The sequence below is a fragment of the Arthrobacter echini genome, assembly GCF_008107445.1.
GTDB lineage: Bacteria > Actinomycetota > Actinomycetes > Actinomycetales > Micrococcaceae > Arthrobacter_D > Arthrobacter_D echini_A.
Genome location: NZ_VSLD01000002.1, coordinates 235,947 through 254,097, shown reverse-complemented (window position 1 = coordinate 254,097; position 18,151 = coordinate 235,947). Strand labels below are relative to the sequence as shown.

17 protein-coding genes and 3 tRNA genes are annotated in these 18,151 nt (G+C 67.6%); 14 read left to right on the top strand and 6 right to left on the bottom strand.

Translation table 11 applies throughout. The features are described 5' to 3' along the window. The first annotated feature begins 68 nt into the window (after window positions 1-68). From mptB to ettA, 5 genes are all read left to right on the top strand, one after another. Complete coding sequence (mptB, locus tag FQ377_RS05800; protein ID WP_187393265.1) at window positions 69-1,589, top strand: polyprenol phosphomannose-dependent alpha 1,6 mannosyltransferase MptB; 1,521 nt, start codon at window positions 69-71, stop codon at window positions 1,587-1,589. 82 nt (window positions 1,590-1,671) lie between these two features. Beyond that, window positions 1,672-2,103, top strand: a complete 432-nt coding sequence (locus FQ377_RS05795) for a DUF3224 domain-containing protein (protein ID WP_148600298.1) — start codon at window positions 1,672-1,674, stop codon at window positions 2,101-2,103. Window positions 2,104-2,162: 59 nt separating this feature from the next. Beyond that, window positions 2,163-2,235, top strand: a tRNA-Arg gene (locus FQ377_RS05790). A gap of 160 nt (window positions 2,236-2,395) precedes the next feature. Continuing rightward, window positions 2,396-3,013, top strand: a complete 618-nt coding sequence (locus FQ377_RS05785) for a single-stranded DNA-binding protein (RefSeq protein WP_148600297.1) — start codon at window positions 2,396-2,398, stop codon at window positions 3,011-3,013. A 72-nt stretch (window positions 3,014-3,085) separates the two neighbouring features. Continuing rightward, window positions 3,086-4,768, top strand: coding sequence for an energy-dependent translational throttle protein EttA (gene ettA / locus FQ377_RS05780; RefSeq protein ID WP_148600296.1), 1,683 nt, complete (start codon window positions 3,086-3,088; stop codon window positions 4,766-4,768). Window positions 4,769-4,888: 120 nt separating this feature from the next. On the opposite strand, the gene tesB is transcribed toward ettA, so the two are convergent. Further along, window positions 4,889-5,809 carry an acyl-CoA thioesterase II gene (gene tesB, locus FQ377_RS05775; protein ID WP_148600295.1) on the bottom strand — a complete coding sequence of 307 codons (921 nt, stop codon included), beginning with the start codon at window positions 5,807-5,809 and terminating at the stop codon, window positions 4,889-4,891. A 166-nt stretch (window positions 5,810-5,975) separates the two neighbouring features. On the opposite strand from tesB, the gene FQ377_RS05770 reads away from it, so the two are divergent. Together FQ377_RS05770 and FQ377_RS05765 are read left to right on the top strand one after the other, a co-directional pair. After that, window positions 5,976-6,449, top strand: a complete 474-nt coding sequence (locus FQ377_RS05770; RefSeq protein ID WP_148600294.1) for an acyl-CoA thioesterase — start codon at window positions 5,976-5,978, stop codon at window positions 6,447-6,449. Beyond that, window positions 6,446-7,105 (top strand): DUF8185 domain-containing protein, encoded by a 660-nt coding sequence (locus FQ377_RS05765; protein WP_148600293.1) that lies wholly within the window; start codon window positions 6,446-6,448, stop codon window positions 7,103-7,105. Before FQ377_RS05770 ends, FQ377_RS05765 begins: the two co-directional genes overlap by 4 nt. 44 nt (window positions 7,106-7,149) lie before the next feature. On the opposite strand, the gene FQ377_RS05760 is transcribed toward FQ377_RS05765, so the two are convergent. The 4 genes from FQ377_RS05760 to pepN all read right to left on the bottom strand — a co-directional run bounded on the left by FQ377_RS05760 (window position 7,150) and on the right by pepN (window position 11,477). Continuing rightward, complete coding sequence (locus FQ377_RS05760) at window positions 7,150-7,629, bottom strand: globin (RefSeq protein ID WP_148600292.1); 480 nt, start codon at window positions 7,627-7,629, stop codon at window positions 7,150-7,152. After that, window positions 7,626-8,258: a mechanosensitive ion channel family protein gene (locus tag FQ377_RS05755; protein WP_148600291.1), complete on the bottom strand. Its 633-nt coding sequence runs from the start codon at window positions 8,256-8,258 to the stop codon at window positions 7,626-7,628. Before FQ377_RS05755 ends, FQ377_RS05760 begins: the two co-directional genes overlap by 4 nt. Window positions 8,259-8,364: 106 nt before the next feature. After that, on the bottom strand, window positions 8,365-8,841 hold the full coding sequence (locus tag FQ377_RS05750; protein WP_148600290.1) for an OsmC family protein: 477 nt from the start codon (window positions 8,839-8,841) through the stop codon (window positions 8,365-8,367). Between the two features lie 74 nt (window positions 8,842-8,915). After that, entirely contained in the window at window positions 8,916-11,477 is a 2,562-nt protein-coding gene (gene pepN / locus FQ377_RS05745; protein WP_262364301.1) for an aminopeptidase N, read from the bottom strand. A gap of 194 nt (window positions 11,478-11,671) precedes the next feature. Here pepN and FQ377_RS05740 point away from each other — a divergent pair, with 194 nt between their 5' ends. Both FQ377_RS05740 and FQ377_RS05735 read left to right on the top strand, forming a co-directional pair. After that, complete coding sequence (locus FQ377_RS05740; RefSeq protein WP_148600289.1) at window positions 11,672-12,142, top strand: ribose-5-phosphate isomerase; 471 nt, start codon at window positions 11,672-11,674, stop codon at window positions 12,140-12,142. Beyond that, a complete protein-coding gene (locus tag FQ377_RS05735) occupies window positions 12,135-13,022 on the top strand; it encodes an Fpg/Nei family DNA glycosylase (protein WP_148600288.1) in 888 nt (295 codons plus the stop codon). The genes FQ377_RS05740 and FQ377_RS05735 overlap by 8 nt, the downstream gene beginning before the upstream one ends. A 22-nt stretch (window positions 13,023-13,044) precedes the next feature. Here FQ377_RS05735 and FQ377_RS05730 read toward each other — a convergent pair. Further along, a tRNA-Gly gene (locus tag FQ377_RS05730) sits at window positions 13,045-13,115 on the bottom strand. 111 nt (window positions 13,116-13,226) lie between these two features. Between FQ377_RS05730 and FQ377_RS05725 the strand changes: the two genes are divergently transcribed. From FQ377_RS05725 to clpX, 5 genes are all read left to right on the top strand, one after another. Beyond that, window positions 13,227-13,300: transfer RNA gene (locus FQ377_RS05725), tRNA-Pro, on the top strand. 70 nt (window positions 13,301-13,370) lie between these two features. Continuing rightward, on the top strand, window positions 13,371-14,939 hold the full coding sequence (tig, locus tag FQ377_RS05720) for a trigger factor (protein ID WP_187393264.1): 1,569 nt from the start codon (window positions 13,371-13,373) through the stop codon (window positions 14,937-14,939). A gap of 266 nt (window positions 14,940-15,205) precedes the next feature. Beyond that, window positions 15,206-15,832 carry an ATP-dependent Clp protease proteolytic subunit gene (locus FQ377_RS05715; RefSeq protein ID WP_395858468.1) on the top strand — a complete coding sequence of 209 codons (627 nt, stop codon included), beginning with the start codon at window positions 15,206-15,208 and terminating at the stop codon, window positions 15,830-15,832. 41 nt (window positions 15,833-15,873) lie between these two features. Next, window positions 15,874-16,548 (top strand): ATP-dependent Clp protease proteolytic subunit, encoded by a 675-nt coding sequence (locus tag FQ377_RS05710; protein ID WP_148600287.1) that lies wholly within the window; start codon window positions 15,874-15,876, stop codon window positions 16,546-16,548. Window positions 16,549-16,712: 164 nt separating this feature from the next. Further along, on the top strand, window positions 16,713-18,005 hold the full coding sequence (clpX, locus tag FQ377_RS05705) for an ATP-dependent Clp protease ATP-binding subunit ClpX (RefSeq protein WP_148600286.1): 1,293 nt from the start codon (window positions 16,713-16,715) through the stop codon (window positions 18,003-18,005). The last annotated feature ends 146 nt before the right edge of the window (window positions 18,006-18,151 follow it).

The window sequence follows — 18,151 nt, the reverse complement described above, 5'->3', positions numbered from 1 at the left end:
GTCGGCCTTCACTGCCGGACATGGCCGCCCAGTGCCGCCCCGAGCCTGCCGACGATTGGATCCTCCCTATGCCCGCCCATGTCCCGCGCGTCGACGTCGAGGCCCCGGTGGGGCGGAATCGGCCGAACATCGCCATCGTGCAGGGATTCGTCGGCTCGCTGATGATGTGGATGGGCTCCCTCGGGGTCGGCTGGCTGTCGATGGCCTCCGCCGGGCTCAGGCGCAACCCGATCATCATCTGGCTCCGCTTCGAACCCCCCGGGGCGTTCCTGTCGGTCCTGCTCCTTGCTCTGGGAGGCATGCTCCTCATCAGGTCCTGGCTGCGGCTCGGGCAGCGACTCAACGGCTGGTCGGAGGACACGCGCCCCTATGTGCTGCGCGCGATCATCGCCTGGACCATTCCGCTCGCGGCGGCCCTCCCACTGTTCAGCCGGGACGTGTTCGCCTATATCGTGCAGGGCCAGGTCATGGTGGCGGGCCTGAACCCGTACGTTGACGGCTACTCCCAGATCTCCAACTACCTGCAGATCGGCGCCGATGACCTCTGGGCGCAGAGCCCCACCCCGTACGGTCCGGTGTTCCTGTGGATCGAGGAGGGGATCGTCCGCGTGACCGGCGGCGACCCGGACACCTCGATCATCCTCTTCCGGGTCATCGCGCTCATCGGCGTCGCTTTGTGCGTCTGGATGGTGCCGAAGCTCGCCGAACTCCACGCCGTCAATCCCACGCGTGCCCTGTGGCTGACGGCCGCGAACCCGCTACTGCTGATCAACTTCGTCGCCGCCATCCACAACGACTCGCTCATGATCGGGCTCGCGCTCGCAGGTCTGTATCTCGCGGCCACCGGGCGCCCCGTGCTCGGGATCCTCCTGATCACGCTGTCCGTGGGCATCAAACCGATCACTCTCATCTTCCTGCCGTTCGTCGGCCTACTGTGGGCAGGAAAGGGAGCGTCGTGGCCGCGGCGCTTCCTCTACTGGTTCCTGACCGCCGGACTGAGCCTGGGGCTCCTGTGGATCATGGGGCTGATCAACACGTTCGGATTCGGTTGGGTAGGGGCGCTCAGCACTCCGGGCAGCGTGTGGATCTGGTACGCGCCCGTCGGCTTCATCGGCCTGGTGATCGCGACGCTGGGAAACGCGGTGGGACTTCCCGGGTGGGACATGGCGAGCGTCTTCCACACCATCGCCCGGGTGGGTTCGCTGGTCATCATCGCGTACCAGGTGCTGCGCGGTGAGCACAGCCACCTGGTGCGCCGACTGGCGATCGCGTTCGCGGCGATCGTGCTGCTGGCTCCCATGATCCAGTCCTGGTACGTGGTCTGGCTCATACCGCTGTTCGCCGTCACCGGAATCCGCGACGACTGGCAGGTGAAGTCCCTGTATTTCACGGTGGCGTTCTTCATGGTCTACGCAATCACCGACCAGCTCGACATCTTCCCCTACTTCGAGTTCAGCCTGATGATGGCACGTCAGGTGGCCGCCGTCGTCGCCCTCGCGTTCGCGCTCTATCTCGTCTTCCTGGACCGCAGTACCAAGGTTCTGTTCCGTAAGCGCTACACGCCGCTGGCTCCAGGACAACTGCACTGAGAGCCCCTGACATCCGCCCCGTGCCGTCCCTCATGGACCCCCGCGCCGTGCGGGATGCGCGCAAACCGGCGATACTGGGGACATGACCGAACCAGGAACGATCACGTATCACGGTGAATTCGAGATCACGGAGTGGGACGCGGAGGCCTACTCGGAGGCCGGGAGCAACGGCGAGCTGTCCCGGGTCAGGGCCACCAAGTTCTTCGAGGGGGAGATCAGCGGGACCAGCACGGCCCAGCTGCTCATGGCGGGCAATGCGGTGGGGGCGGGCTATGTGGCGTCCGAGCAGTTCGTCGGCACCGTAGGAGAGCGCGAGGGGTCCATGACGGTGCAGCACTGGGGGGTGGCCGAGGGCGTCGACGCGGCGAGTTCGGGACACATCATCCCCGGCTCGGGCACCGAGGGGCTCAGCGGCATCGCGGGCCGGGCCATCTACACCCAGGACCCGGACGGCCAGCACCGACTCGAACTCCGCGTGACCTTCGCCGAGACCGCTACCGATTCCTACGCGTAGGGCTTCCCGCCGACCGCCCGACGCCTCCCACAGAGCGCCCATAGTAAACTGGGCGGACTGCCTCCGTAGCTCAGGGGATAGAGCAGGGGCCTTCTAATCCTCTGGTCGCAGGTTCGAATCCTGCCGGGGGCACAGCAGAAAGGTTCCCCGGATCGCGACTCCGCGGTCCGGGGGACCTTTCGCATATCCGTTGTCCACATAGGACGGAGCCCGGGTCCATGCCGGGGCGATCCGACCGACGCTTGGTACGGGCCGGCACGCGCCGTGCCCCTCGCCGAGGGAAGGGAAGATCATGACCGACATCATCACCGTACGGGGCTACGTGGCGACCGAGGTGCGCCTGACCCTCGCGCACAGCGGACTGCCCATCTCCGGCTTCCGCATGTGTTCCACCGAGCGCCGCTTCGACAAGGAGGCCAACGGGTGGGTGGACGGGACCACCAACTGGTACTCGGTATCCATGTTCCGGCAGCTCGCCACGAACGCGGGCGCCAGCATCAAGAAGGGCGATCGCGTGATCGTCACGGGCCGGCTGCGGATCCGGCCATGGAGCAGCCCCGACGGCCGCACCGGGACCTCTGTGGAGATCGACGCCGACACCGCGGGCCACGACCTCATGTGGGGGACCGCGAACTTCAGGAGGAATTCGTCCGACCGGTCGGAGCCGCAGGCCGGTCCTGCGGATGCCACCGCGACCGGCAGCCCGGAGCACGGTGCCGTGCCGGATGGCGTCGACCCGGCGACCGGGGAACTCTTCGAGGGGGTCTTCGATCCGGACAGCACGCCCGAGGACGGTCCCGACCGCCACGATCCCGACCACGAGGGCACGAGTGATCGTGAGGCCGACGAAAGGCAGCGCGGGGGCGAGGACCGCGCCGTCGCCGCGCAACCGGAGTCCGTCCCCTTCTGATCCCCTGGCGGGCCCGGGTCCGGGCCCGCGGTGAATGGGAGAACAGGGCCCTGAGCCACTAGCCTTGAGTGCATGGCGGAATTTATCTACACAATGACCAAGGCCCGCAAGGCCGTTGGCGACAAAGTCATCCTCGACGACGTCAGCATGTCGTTCTATCCCGGTGCGAAGATCGGCGTGGTCGGCCCGAACGGCGCAGGCAAGTCCACCATCCTGAAGATCATGGCGGGCATCGACACCCCGTCCAACGGAGAAGCCCGGCTGAGCCCCGGTTACACGGTGGGGATCCTGCTGCAGGAACCTCCGCTCAACGAGGACAAGACCGTCCTCGGCAATGTGCAGGAGGGCGTCGGCGAGATCTACGGCAAGATCCAGCGCTTCAACGAGATCTCCGAGGAGATGGCCAACCCCGACGCGGACTACGACACGCTGCTCGACGAGATGGGCAAGCTCCAGGAAGCCATCGACGCCGCCGACGCCTGGGACATCGACTCCCAGCTCGAACAGGCCATGGACGCGCTCCGCTGCCCGCCGCCGGACGCCGATGTGAGCATCCTCTCCGGTGGTGAGCGGCGCCGCGTGGCGCTGTGCAAGCTGCTGCTGCAGAAGCCCGATCTGCTCCTCCTCGACGAGCCCACCAACCACCTCGACGCCGAGAGCGTGCTGTGGCTGGAGCAGCATCTGAAGTCCTACGCGGGCGCCGTCCTCGCCGTCACCCACGACCGGTACTTCCTCGACCACGTGGCCGAGTGGATCGCGGAGGTGGACCGCGGCCACCTGTATCCCTACGAGGGCAACTACTCCACCTACCTGGAGAAGAAGCGCGCACGCCTCGAGGTCCAGGGCAAGAAGGACCAGAAGCTCTCACGCCGCCTCACCGAGGAACTCGAGTGGGTGCGCTCCAACGCCAAGGGACGCCAGACCAAGTCGAAGGCGCGCCTGAACCGCTACGAGGAGATGGCGGCGGAGGCCGATCGCACCCGCAAGCTCGACTTCGAGGAAATCCAGATCCCGCCGGGACCCCGTCTCGGGAGCCAGGTCATCGAGGCGCGCAACCTGCAGAAGGGCTACGACGACCGCGTCCTCATCGACGGGCTGTCCTTCTCCCTCCCGCGCAACGGCATCGTGGGCGTCATCGGACCGAACGGCGTGGGCAAGACCACGCTGTTCAAGACCATCGTGGGGCTCGAACCCCTCGACGGCGGGGAGCTGCGCATCGGCGATTCCGTGAAGATCTCCTACGTGGACCAGTCCCGTGGCGGCATCGACCCCGACAAGTCGCTGTGGGAGGTCGTGTCCGAAGGTCACGATTACATCCAGGTGGGCCAGGTCGAGATGCCCTCCAGGGCCTACGTCTCGGCCTTCGGCTTCAAGGGACCGGACCAGCAGAAGAAGGCGGGCGTGCTCTCCGGTGGCGAGCGCAATCGGCTCAATCTGGCCATGACCCTCAAGCAGGGCGGAAATCTGCTGCTGCTCGACGAACCGACCAACGACCTCGACGTGGAGACGCTGTCCAGCCTCGAGAACGCACTGCTCGAGTTCCCCGGCTGCGCCGTCGTCGTCTCGCACGACCGCTGGTTCCTGGACCGTGTTGCGACGCACATCCTGTCCTGGGAGGGCACCGACGAGAATCCGGCGAACTGGTACTGGTTCGAGGGGAACTTCGACGCCTATGAGCAGAACAAGGTGGAGCGGCTCGGCGCCGATGCGGCCAAGCCGCATCGTGTGACGCACCGCCGCCTCACGCGCGACTAGGACAGAAGCACAACTCCGGTCGGCGCAGCGACCAACAGCAGAGGACACGGCCCTGGGTCCGTGTCCTCTGCTGTTGGCCGGGTTTCCGGGACGTTCCGGCCCATCCGTGGGAGCGCACACTCAGGACCGCGGAACCCTGACCATGCCCTCCTGCGCCACGCTGGCCACGAGCTCCCCGTCCCGGGTGTAGATACGGCCCGCGGCCAGGCCCCGGGCCCCGGAGGCGCTGGGTGAGCTCTGGACGTAGAGGAGCCACTGGTCCACGCGGACCGGACGGTGCCACCACATGGCGTGGTCGAGGCTCGCGACGCTCATGCCCGGCTGGATCCAGCTCAACCCGTGGGGGCGCAGGATCGATTCGAGCAGCGTGTAGTCACTCGCGTAGGCGAGGGCTGCGCGGTGCAGCCGGGGATCGTCCGGCATGGGTCCGATGCTGCGCATCCACACGGCATTCCGCGGCTCACGAGAACCGGTGTTCGAGGTGTAGAGCGGACTGTCCACGTGCCGGATGTCGAACGGTCGCTCGAAGGCCCAGGCTCGTGCCACCGGGTGGTCGAAGGCGCCGAGGAGTTCCGCCGTCGTCGGGAGGCTCTCGGGATCGGGGACACCCTGCGGCATCGCGTCCTGGTGGGTGATGCCGTCGTCCGGCTCCTGGAAGGAGGCGATCATCGACAGGATGGGCACCCCGTTCTGATAGGCGTGCGTGCGCCGCGCGGAGAAGGAGCGCCCGTCGCGGAGCCGCTGCACCCCGAAGGTGATCGGCTTCTCGGCATCGCCCGCGCGCAGGAAGTATCCGTGCATGGAGTGGACGTCACGGGAGGGCTCGACCGTGCGCATGGCGGCGACGAGGGACTGCGCGAGGACCTGGCCGCCGAAGACGCGGCGGCCGGGCTGGCGGGAGGATGATCCGACGAAGATCTCCTCGTCGGTCTGTGCCCCGTCGGCGCTGGTCAGGTCGAGGAGGGCGAGGAGATCGGCGGTGGGGTCCTTCCGTGGCCTTCCGGCAGCGTCGTGGTCTGCTGCCGGCGCGTGGTCTGCCATGGGCGGGGTCTCCTCGGGAACGGTTGGACGGAACCGATGCTCCGTGGCCTCCACCGACACTAGACGTACCCCCGGCGACGCTCAACACGGAAGGGTGGAACGGCGGGCCGGGATGGTGCGCCGCGCTTCTGTGTCGGCCGGCAGGGCTGTTTGAGAGGATGGGACCATGTCTTTCGTACGCACCATTCCCATGCCCCTGCGTTTCGGCGACGAGGATTCCTACGGCCACGTCAACAACGTGCGCTTCCTGCAGTTCCTCGAGGACGCCCGCGTACTGCTGATGAGTGAGCCGCTCGAGAGCGGTTCCTTCATGGGGCTCGTCCATGCAGACCATTACACCCTCGTGGCGCGGCAGGAGATCGAGTATCTCGCGCCACTGAACTTCAGCGTTGTCCCGGCCGCCGTCGACGTATGGGTGACCGGCGTCGGGGCGTCCAGCTTCGAGATGGGTTACACGGTGCGGGACCGGATCGCCGGGGAAGGCAGCGTCACCAGCGCGATCGCGAGTACCAGTCTGGTGCTGGTCAGCCGCAGTTCGGGCCGCCCGGTGAGGATCTCCGCGGATCAGCGTGCAGTCCTCGAGTCCTGGCTGGGACCCGCCGTGCCCTTCCGTCGGGCCCGTGCCAGGCAGGATGCGTGAGTGCCGCCGAGATCCGTTTCGCCGATGTGGAGACGGTCAGTGATTTTCGTACCCTGACCGCGCGTGCTCGCGCGGGCGACGATGCCGGCGGCATGCGACTGGTGGCCGGAGGGCAGATCCTCGCCGCCTATGTCCGCGCTCTCGGCCCCACCATGCTCGGCGAGGCGGTGCCCACAGTGCTCGGTCTGCGGACGATGGCGCTCCAGGACGATGCGCGTGTCGACGTCACGGCCTCGCTCGGCTCGGTCCTCGACAGGCTCGCGCGCATGCCGGAGGACGACGTGGTCTTCCCGGTGCCCACTGTCACCGTGACGGAGCCGTGGGCCGGAGTGCTGCCACCACGTTCCGGCTGGCTGCGCGAGGGCGCGGTCTCCTGCGCTGCGCTGGTGGACGCGGCCAGGGCCGGCATCGCGGAGGTGGCCGGGTTGCTGCCCGATCGCGCCGGTGCCCCGCTGGTGAGCAGTGCTAGGACTGCCGTGTGGGGGCGCGAGCTATCGGGCGTTCCGGGCCGGGTTCCCGCCGGGGCTGCGTTCGGGGGCTTCACCCTCGGCTTCCTGGAAGCCGGGACGGAGGCGACCGTCCACAGCAACGGCCGCTGGTCACGGGTCAGTACTGTCCGCGGGCATGTCCTGGTCCGCTCCGCCGCGGTGTTCTGACGCCCGCGGGCTGAGCTGCAGTCGGAGGGGCCGAGCTGCGGGTGTCAGTCTGCGGTGTTCACCATCGAGTGCGCGGCACGTTCCAGGTAGTCCCACAGTGTCGTCTCGTGCAGCGGAGCGAGGTGGAGGCCGTCGACGGCGGCGCGCATGTGCTGCAGCCAGCGGTCCCTCGCCGTCGGGCCCACGCGGAACGGCATGTGCCGCATGCGCAGCCTCGGATGGCCGCGCTGCTCGCCGTAGGTCCTGGGACCACCCCAGTACTGCTCGAGGAACAGCAGCAGGCGTTCCTTCGCCGGGCCCAGGTCTTCCTCCGGGTACATGGGCCGGAGTACCTCGTCCTGGGCCACGCCGTCGTAGAAGGCATCCACGAGCGCCACGAAGACCTCGTGCCCGCCGACCGCGGCGTAGAAGTTGTCGGTGTACTGGGGCTGGACGAAGTCCCGACCGGCCGCCGTGAGGCCTTCGACGGGCAGCGCGGTCCTGGCCGCGGGCGGCTGGGCTCCTGCCGGATCCTGGGTGGTCATGCGTGGTCCTCCGTGGTGGCCGTGGATGGGTCGGTGAGGTCGGGCGAGGGTGCCAGATAGGTACCCTGCGATCGGTTCCCCACCTTAGTGATGTCGCCGTTGCGGACGTACCAGATGGCTCCGTCGGCATCCACCAGCCGCGTGATGCGCAGGCCGAGCGATTCGACGACGCCGACGGTGTCGCCGACCTCGATGGTGTCGCCGATGCCGTACTGGTCCTCGATGGTGATGAAGAAGCCGAGGAAGGCGTCGCGGATGACCTCCCGGGCGCCGAATCCGATCGCGATGCCCACGATGCCCACGCTCGCCAGGATTGGCCCGATCGAGAAGCCCAGGGTCTCGAGGGCCATGAGGACGGCCACGATCGCGATGGTCCCGGCAGCGATGCTCGAGAGCAGTCCGCCGATCGTCTGTGCCCGCTGCACGCGCGGGGCGCTGTCGAACGGTCGGAGGGCCGACTGGGCCCAGGCGAGGCGCGGTTTCTTGAACACGCTGTGCCCGTCGCGGACGCGCTTGACCGAGCGCGCAATCAGCGCGCGGACGATCAGCCACAGCAGCACGGCGCAGACCAGGATGATCAGCGCGCCGATGATCCGTCCGCCGTAGCCGAGAGAGGGGAGGAAGGTCATCAGCGTCACTTTCGGCCGGATACTCGGGTGGCTCCGCGCACCGTCGACCGGGCCGGAGGTGCGGGGGTGTCCCCCAAGGCTACAGCGGGGCCGGCTCCCGGCCGGGTCAGCGGATCCCGGTCGCGGCCGGCTCGTGGTCCACGGGGAAGTTCACCGATCGCGCGATGAAGCACAGGGCGTTGGCCTCCGCGTGCAGGGAGTTCGCCAGTGGGGCCTGTGCCGGATCCGCGAGCTCCACCTGCGGGCGCAGCACCACACCGGTGAACTCGCCACTGCCGTCCCTGTTCAGGCGCAGGGTACCGGTGGCCGTGTCCCGGTAGCCCGTGACCACCAGACCCGCCGTCACGGCGACGTGCAGGTAGGACAGCAAGTGGCACTGCGCGAGGGCGGCCAGCAGCAGCTGTTCCGGATTCCACCGGTCCCGCGAGCCGTGGAAGCTCGGATCGGCGGTACCCCGGAGCATTCCGGCGCCCTCCACCTCCACCTCGTGGTCCCGGCTGTAGGTCCGGTACCCGGACGTCCCGGACCCCAGATTCCCCGTCCACCTGAGCTGCGCCGCGTAGTGGTGTTCCGAGAGTCTCATGATGCGACCCTAGTACGCGCGGCGGGGGAGTAGGGGCCCTGGAGGGAGGACCGGGTTGTCCTCCCGCACCCTTCCTACCGGTCGGCGGCCTGCGCCCGCATGGCCCGTTCCACCCCGTCGCGGCTCTCCAGGACGAGGCGGCGCAGCGACGGGGAGTCCTCCCCGAGGCCGGCGATGAAGGAGTCCGTGCGATCCAGCGTCGCCTGCGTGGTCAGCAGGGACGGATAGAGGCCGACGACGATCTGCTGGGCGATCTCGTAGGTCCGTGACGACCACACGTCCTCGATGGACGAGAAGTACCGCTCAACGAACGGCTCGAGCAGGGAGCGGTCGTGCACCCGGGTGAAGCCGGAGATCATGGACCGCTGGACGGCGTTCGGGAGCTCCGCCGAGTCGACGAGGGCTGTCCAGGCAGCCTCCTTCGCCGCGGCCGTGGGCACGGCGGCCCGGGCCTCGGCCGCCGCGAGCTGTCCCGTCGCGGTGGCGTCCCGCTCCAGTTCGGCGGCGATCTCGTTCTCGCCGCAGCGACCACCGACGACGAGGCCGGTGAGCAGCTCCCAGCGCAGATCCTGGTCCACCTCCAGCCCCGGAGGAACATCCTGCCCGCTGAGTATCGCCTCGAGCGTCCCGAGTTGCGCGGGGGTGCGCGCATGGCCCGCGAAGGCCTTCATCAGCTGGAGCTGAGCGTCGGAGCCCGCGGGTGCGGCGAGGGCCAGTTCCAGGAGCCGGTCCGCCGCCTCGTCGCCGAGCCTGTCCCGGTCCTGCGGGGCCACGTAGAACGCCAGGGTCGAGGCGAGCTGGCGCAGCAGCACGAGCACCACCGAGGAGTCGGATTCCGCGCCGACGTTCTGCAGGACCAGCTCCAGGTACTCCCGCGCCGGTGACTCGCCGTCGCGGGTCGCATCCCAGGCGGAGGCGAGGACGAGCGTGCGGGGGAGCGAGTCCCGGAAGTCCTTCACGTGCTGCACGGAGGTGCGCAGACTGGCGGGGTCGAGCCGGATCTTGGCGTAGGCGAGGTCGTCGTCGTTGAGGAGCACCAGGGCCGGCCGTGGTCGGCCGATCAGCTGCGGCACCTCGGTGCGCTCGCCGTCGACGTCGAGCTCCACGCGGTGCACCCGGACCAGCGCGCCGTCGTCGTCGAGGTCGTAGAACCCGACGGCGAGGCGGTGCGGGCGCAGGGTCGGGAAGGCGTCGATGGCACTCTGCAGGATCGTGAACGAGGTGATCACTCCGTCCTCGTCGATCGCGAACTCGGGGCGCAGCGTGTTGACCCCGGCCGTCTCGAGCCAGAGCGCCGACCATGCCCTGAGGTCGCGCCCACTGGCTGCCTCCAGCTCGGTCAGCAGATCGACGAGCTCGGTGTTCTTCCCGGCGTGCTTCACGAAGTACTCGCGGACACCCGCCATGAACTCCCCCTGGCCCACCCAGGCGACCAGCTGCTTCAGCACCGACGCGCCCTTGGCGTAGGTGATGCCGTCGAAATTGACCTGGACGTCATCGAGGTCGTCGATGCGCGCCACGATGGGGTGGGTGGACGGGAGCTGGTCCTGCCGGTAGGCCCACCCCTTCTCGAGGATGGCGAAGGTGGTCCACGCCTGCCGGAACTCGGTCGCCTCTGCTGCGGCGAGGGTCGACATGTACTCCGCGAAGGACTCGTTCAGCCACAGATCGTTCCACCAGCGCATGGTGACGAGATCACCGAACCACATGTGGGCCAGCTCGTGGAGGACTGTGATGGCACGGCGTTCCACGGTCGCGTCCGGGACCCGCGAGCGGAAGACGTAGGTCTCCACGAAGGTGACCGCACCGGCATTCTCCATGGCGCCTGCGTTGAACTCGGGGACGAACAGCTGGTCGTACTTCTCGAAGGGGTACGGCGTGCCGAACTGTTCCTCGTAGAACGCGAAGCCCTGGCGGGTGAGGTCGAAGATGTTCTCGGCGTCCAGGTACTGCATGAGGGACTTGCGGGCGAAGACGCCGAGCGGGATGGTGCGGCCCGACGAACTCGTCAGTTCGCTGCGGACGCTCTGGTACGGCCCGGCGATGAGCGCCGTGACGTAGGAGGAGAGAACCGGCGTCGGCTCGAAGGACCACGTGGCACCGGCCACGCCGTCGGCGCCCTCACCGGCCGGGACCGGTTCGGGTGTGGGGCTGTTGGAGATCACGTCCCACGAGGCGGGGGCGGTCACGAGGAAGCGGAACGTGGCCTTGAGGTCGGGCTGTTCGAAGACCGCGAAGACCCGGCGGGAATCGGGAACCTCGAACTGCGTGTAGAGGTACACCTCCCCGTCCACGGGGTCGACGAACCGGTGCAGACCCTCGCCCGTATTCATGTACGGCATGTCCGCATCCACAACGAGGGTGTTGGTCGCGGCCAGCACCGGCAGCTGGATCCTGACGCCGTCACTGACCTCGCGGGGCTCGAGCGGTACCCCGTTCAGTTCGACCCGGTGCACCTTGTCCGTGACGGCGTCGATGAACGTCGAGGCGCCCTGCTCCGCGTCGAAGGTGACCACGGTGCGCGAACCGAACACGCGGTCGCCGCGTGTCAGATCGAGCGAGATGTCGTAGGACTGGACAGTGAGGAGAGCGGCGCGCGTGCGAGCTTCGTCGCGCGTCAGGTTCAAACCGGGCAAGGAGCGCCTCCAGGGTCGGCAGGGTGGGCCGCGCGTGTGATGGGGCTTACGCGGCGTCTCGTATTCTGCCACCGTGCATGCTGCGGTCGCACCTCGAACTCCCGACGCCTACGCTGGGAATGTCCGGTCCCACCGGCCGACCCACCGATCAGCCACCGCGGGCGATGCCGGCGAGACCCGAAGGAAGTCACCCAATGCGCGTCCACCTCGCCACCGACCACGCCGGCATGGAACTGAGCGCCCACCTGGTGTCGCATCTCAGCCGGGCCGGGTACGACGTCGTCGACCACGGTCCGGCGTCCTACGATCCGGAGGACGACTATCCCTCGTTCTGCATCCGCGCCGCGCAGGCGGTCGTCGCCGACCAGGACACGGGTGTCGAGGCCCTGGGTATCGTGCTGGGCGGATCGGGGAACGGGGAGCAGATCGCGGCGAACAAGGTACACGGTGTGCGGGCGGCACTGGCGTGGAACCTGGACACGGCGCGACTGGCACGCCAGCACAACGACGCCAATGTCGTAGCAGTCGGCGGACGTCAGCACTCGGTGGAGGAGGCCACGAGGATCATCGAGGTCTTCCTCGCCGAGGCATTCAGCGGCGCCGAGCGCCACAGCCGCCGCATCGCCCAGATCAAGCGCTTCGAGGAAACGGGAAGCGTTGCCTGAGGGTCATTCGGTCCACCGGCTCGCACGGCAGTTCTCCTCCGTCTTCGGAGGCGCACGCCTCCGCGCCTCCAGCCCGCAGGGTCGCTTCAGCGACGGTGCCGCGCGCATCGACGGCGCCACCATGCTCTCCGCGCTCGCCCACGGCAAGCAGATGTTCCTCCGGTTCGACAACGACCTGGTACTCCGGGTGCACCTCGGCCTCTACGGGGCGTGGAGCTTCGGCGGCGATACGACGTTCCGGGGGGCCTCCAGCATCGGGGCGCCGCGCAGGGTGGGGGAGTCGGAGCTCCGCGACGACGCGGCGACCGCCCGGCACAATACGTACGCGGGTCCGCCTGAGCCCGTCGGTGCCGTGCGGGTCCGGCTCGTCTCGGAGCACGGCTGGGCCGATCTCCGTGGCCCCACCGCCTGCGAGGTGATCACCCCGGACGAGGAGCGGGCAGCCCGTTCCAGGCTCGGTCCTGACCCGTTGCAGGCTGACTCGGACGGAACGGTCTTCGGGCGGAAACTCATGTCGAGCATCACGCCCGTGGGGATCCAGCTGATGAACCAGGCGGTCATTGCCGGGATCGGCAACATCTACCGCGCCGAGGTCCTCTTCCTCCAGGGCATCAATCCCTGGAGGCCGGGGAAGCAGATTCGAGAGGACGAGGCTGCCGGCATCTGGGCGGACACCGTCCGGCTCATGCGGGACGGCGTGCGGGAGGGGCGGATCGTGACCACGACGGCGGAAGCCCGCAACGGGCGTCCCAAGCGCGCAGCGCCGACCTGGGTGTACAAACGAACGGGCGCGCCGTGCCGGAGGTGCGGCACACCCATCCTCGTCTCGGAGATGGCGGCCCGCACGGTGTTCTGGTGCCCGCAGTGCCAGCCGGACTGACCGGGTGCGGGGGAGTGTCGAGAGGGGATGACGGGAATCGAACCCGCATCATCAGTTTGGAAGACTGAGGCTTTACCACTAAGCTACATCCCCGAGTGGGCAGAACACGGGGCCCAGGAACGCCTATAACTACACCACAGCTGTTCTGCTAACGCCAAATGTGCGTGGCGCCTGCAAAGATGCGTAGACTAACACTCGCACTGACGGGGTGTAGCTCAGCTTGGTAGAGCGCCTGCTTTGGGAGCAGGAAGTCGCAGGTTCAACTCCTGTCACCCCGACTCTGCCGCGCGACGAGGATCATGCCGTGCGCTGCAGAACCATTCCCAATCATTTCAGGAGTCCTACGCTGTGAAGAGCGCTGTTGAAACCCTTTCCCCCACCCGGGTGAAGCTGGCCGTCGAGGTTCCCCTCGAGGAACTGAAGCCGAACATCGACGAGGCCTACAAGACCATCGCGACCCAGGTCCAGGTTCCAGGATTCCGCAAGGGCAAGGTTCCGCAGCAGCTCATCGACCAGCGCGTCGGGCGCGGTTACGTCATCGAGACGGCCGTCAACGACGGCCTGAACGGTTTCTACCAGGCCGCGGTGCAGGAGATGGGCATCCGCCCGTTGAGCCGCCCCGAGGTGGAGATCACCGAGGTCCCGGACCCGGCGAAGAAGGAAGGGCAGCTCGCGTTCACCGTCGAGCTCGACATCCGCCCCGAGATCGATCTCCCGGAGTACAGGGGCATCGAGGTCACTGTTCAGCCCGTGGAGGCGTCCGACGAGGACATCGAGAAGGCCATGGACGAGCTGCGTGGCCGCTTCGGCACGCTCAGCCCCGTGGACCGCCCGGCCAAGGACGGCGATTTCCTCACGATCGACCTGACCGCGTCCGTGGAGGGCGAGGAGGTCGACTCTGCCCAGGACCTGTCCTATCAGATCGGCTCCGGCACGATGCTCGAAGGCATGGACGAGGCCGTCACCGGTCTCTCCGACGACGAGAGCGCCGTCTTCGAGACGAAGCTCGCCGGCGGCGAGTACGCCGGCGTCGATGCCCAGGTGAAGATCCTGGTGAAGGCCGTGAAGGAGCGCGAGCTCCCCGAGGTCGACGACGAGTTCGCCCAGCTGGCCTCCGAGTTCGACACGGCGGACGAGCTGCGTGCCGATCTGGCCAAGCAGGCCTCCGAGTCGAAGCTCATGGATCAGGGCGTCGAGGCCCGCGACCTGGTGCTCGACAAGCTGGTCGAGCTCATCCAGGTGCCGGTGCCCCAGAGCGTGGTGGAGGAGCAGCTCGAGCAGCACTTCAACGGCGAGAACGCCCACAGCGCCGGCGAGGACCACGACACCGAGGAGCACCGCGCGGAGATCCGCACCAACACGGAGCGTGCCTTCCAGAACGAGGTCATTCTCGACTCCGTCGCGGAGAAGGAAGAGGTCGGTGTCAGCCAGAGCGAGCTGATCGACTACATCGTCTCCACGGCCGGCCAGTACGGGATGGAGCCCAACCAGTTCGCGCAGATGCTCGACCAGAGCGGGCAGGTGCAGATGATCGTCGGCGAGGTGCGTCGCCGGAAGGCACTCGCCAAGGTCCTGGAGTACGCAACCGTCACGGACACCACCGGTGCCGCCGTCGACCTCAGCGAGTTCGTCCGCGGCGAGGACGACGAGGACGCGACGAGCATCGTGGACGCCGCCGACGCGTCGGACGAGGCCGACGACATGGAAGCAAGCGCCACGGATGCCGGCGACACGGCTACTGCTGACGCAACCGCTGCCGACACCGCGGAGTCCACGGAGCAGACCGAGGAGGCCACGGAGGAGTCCGCGGCAGCTGCCCAGGAGCCCGCCGCCACGGAGCAGACGGAAGAGGCCGCCGAGAAGCCTGCCGCCGAGAAGCCCAAGAAGAAGCCCGCCAAGAAGAAGGCCGCGGAGTAGCCTCCGTCCGCTTCATCATGATGGCGGCGCCGCAGCCTTCGGGCAGCGGCGCCGCCGTCTCGTTAAGGCCCCCTCTGGGCACGGCAGGGAGCTGAACGAGTACCGTGCCAGTGGCTGCGGCGGGGTGGTCCATGGACCGTGCGCCGTCAGCGAACAGCCCGTGACGCGGGAGTACTTCCGCGGCGTGGCGGGTTAGTGTCCAAGGAGAGACAAACGGACGGCTCCGCCGAGATGGTGTGATCCGCCAGAATGAAAGGTCAACGCCCATGGCAACCGAACCAAGCACCCCGAGCATGGCCGGCCCCGAAATGGCCGGACGTGACGATTACATCTACAACAGGCTCCTCAAGGAGCGCATCATCTGGCTCGGTTCCGAGGTCCGCGACGACAACGCGAACGCCATTTGCTCGCAACTGCTCCTGCTGTCCGCCGAGGACCCTGAGCGCGACATCTTCCTCTACATCAACTCCCCGGGTGGCTCGGTCACGGCCGGCATGGCGATCTACGACACCATGCAGTTCATCCCGAACGACGTCGTCACCGTAGCCACCGGACTGGCAGCCTCGATGGGACAGTTCCTGCTCTCGTCGGGCACGAAGGGCAAGCGCTACGCGACCCCCCACGCACGCATCCTCATGCACCAGCCCTCGGGCGGCATCGGCGGCACGGCCACCGATATCCGGATCCAGGCCGAACTGATTCTGCACATGAAGCGGGTCATGGCCGAACTGACGGCGGAGCAGACGGGTCAGACGGTGGAGAAGATCCTGAAGGACAACGACCGCGACAAGTGGTTCACAGCCCAGGAGGCGCTCGACTACGGCTTCTTCGACCACATCTCGGCACATTCGGGCTCGGTCTCGGGCGGCGGCGGAACCGACCAGACGGCGTAGTCAGCCACAGCCCCACGACCAGTCGGCCAACAGGAGACACCATGAACCACCAGTTCCAGGCAGCAGCGGGATCGAAGGCGCAGAACCTTCCGACCAGCCGCTACATCCTTCCCCAGTTCGAAGAGCGCACGCCCTACGGCTTCAAGCGCCAGGATCCCTACACCAAGCTGTTCGAGGACCGCATCATCTTCCTCGGCACGCAGGTCGACGACGCGTCCGCGGACGACGTCATGGCCCAGCTGCTGGTGCTCGAATCCACGGACCCCGAGCGGGACATCACGCTCTACATCAACTCGCCCGGCGGATCCTTCACGGCGATGACGGCCATCTACGACACCATGCAGTTCATCCGGCCCGAGGTGCAGACCGTCTGCCTCGGCCAGGCAGCGAGCGCCGCAGCGGTGCTGCTCGCCGCCGGAGCTCCGGGCAAACGACTCGCCCTGCCCAACGCCCGCGTCCTGATCCACCAGCCCGCTCTCTCCGGAGGACAGGGTGGACAGGCCTCCGACCTGGAGATCCAGGCCAACGAGGTCATGCGCATGAGGACCTGGCTGGAGGACACGCTGGCCCTGCACTCGGGCCGCACCTCCGAGCAGGTGAACATCGACATCGAGCGTGACAAGATCCTCACTGCGGCCGACGCCGTGGAGTACGGTCTGGTCGACGAGGTTCTGAACTCGCGCAAGATCACGCCGCCGAAGATCAACACCCCCTAGCGGCAAGGGGGCCCGGTGGTTCACCCGCCCCCGTCGGGCCTACGCCCGACCGTCCGCAAATGCCCGTGGTGCCGCAAGGCACCACGGGCATTTCGTTACCGGCTACCGCGCTGCCGTGGCCTAGAGTGGAACCAGCAAACGCGTCATACCTAAGGGGATCCAACATGGCTCGCATCGGTGAGAGCACAGATCTGCTCAAGTGCTCTTTCTGCGGAAAGAGCCAGAAGCAGGTCCGGAAGCTGATCGCCGGCCCAGGCGTGTACATCTGCGACGAGTGCATCGACCTGTGCAACGAGATCATCGAGGAGGAGCTCTCCGAGGTGGCCGATCTCGGCACCTTCGAGTTGCCCAAGCCCAGGGAGATCTTCGATTTCCTGCAGGAGTACGTGGTGGGCCAGGAGCCCGCGAAGCGCTCCCTCGCGGTGGCGGTGTACAACCACTACAAGCGCATCCAGTCCGGCAGTGGTCCCCGCGTCGCAGGGACGCTCGCTGACGCCCTCGACACCGAGGACGTGGAGATCGCCAAGTCCAACATCCTGCTCATCGGACCCACGGGCTGTGGCAAGACCTATCTCGCGCAGACCCTGGCCCGTCGGCTCAACGTCCCCTTCGCCGTCGCCGACGCCACGGCCCTCACCGAGGCGGGATATGTGGGCGAGGACGTGGAGAACATCCTCCTGAAGCTGATCCAGGCCGCCGACTACGACGTGAAGAAGGCCGAGCAGGGCATCATCTACATCGACGAGATCGACAAGATCTCCCGCAAGAGCGAGAATCCCTCCATCACGCGTGACGTCTCCGGTGAGGGCGTCCAGCAGGCCCTGCTGAAGATCCTCGAGGGGACGGTCGCTTCTGTGCCGCCGCAGGGTGGGCGCAAGCACCCCCACCAGGAATTCATCCAGATCGACACCACGAACGTGCTCTTCATCGTGGCCGGGGCCTTCGCAGGCCTGGAGGAGATCATCGGATCGCGAGCGGGCCGCAAGGGCATCGGTTTCGGGGCGCCGCTGAGCTCCCTCACCAACGAGGAGGTGAGCTACGGCGACGTCATGCCGGAGGACCTGCTGAAGTTCGGTCTGATCCCCGAGTTCATCGGGCGCCTGCCGGTGATCACCACGGTCACGCAGCTCGACCGGCCGGCGCTCATGCAGATCCTCACCGAGCCGAAGAACGCCCTCATCAAGCAGTACCAGAAGATGTTCCTGCTCGACGGCGTGGAACTCTCCTTCGAGCACAAGGCACTCGAGGCGATCGCGGATCTGGCACTCGAGCGCGGCACAGGGGCCCGCGGGCTCCGGGCCATCATGGAGGAGGTGCTCCTGCCGGTCATGTTCGACCTGCCGAGCCGGGAGGATGTCGCCACGGTCCTGATCACGGACGATGTCGTGGGCAAGCGCGCCGAGCCCACCCTCATCTCCCATGAAGTGGTGGCCAAGCGCCGCACCAAGTCCGCCTGATCGGGCACCGGGAACCGGGGAGCGTTCCCGCCTACACATCTTCGAACTGACCGAAGGGCCCGGCCGACAGGCCGGGCCCTTCTGCAGTGCTGCCCTGTGCACCCGAGTTCCACGCCGTCGGCGAGCCTCGGCCGGGGTGCTCGGGG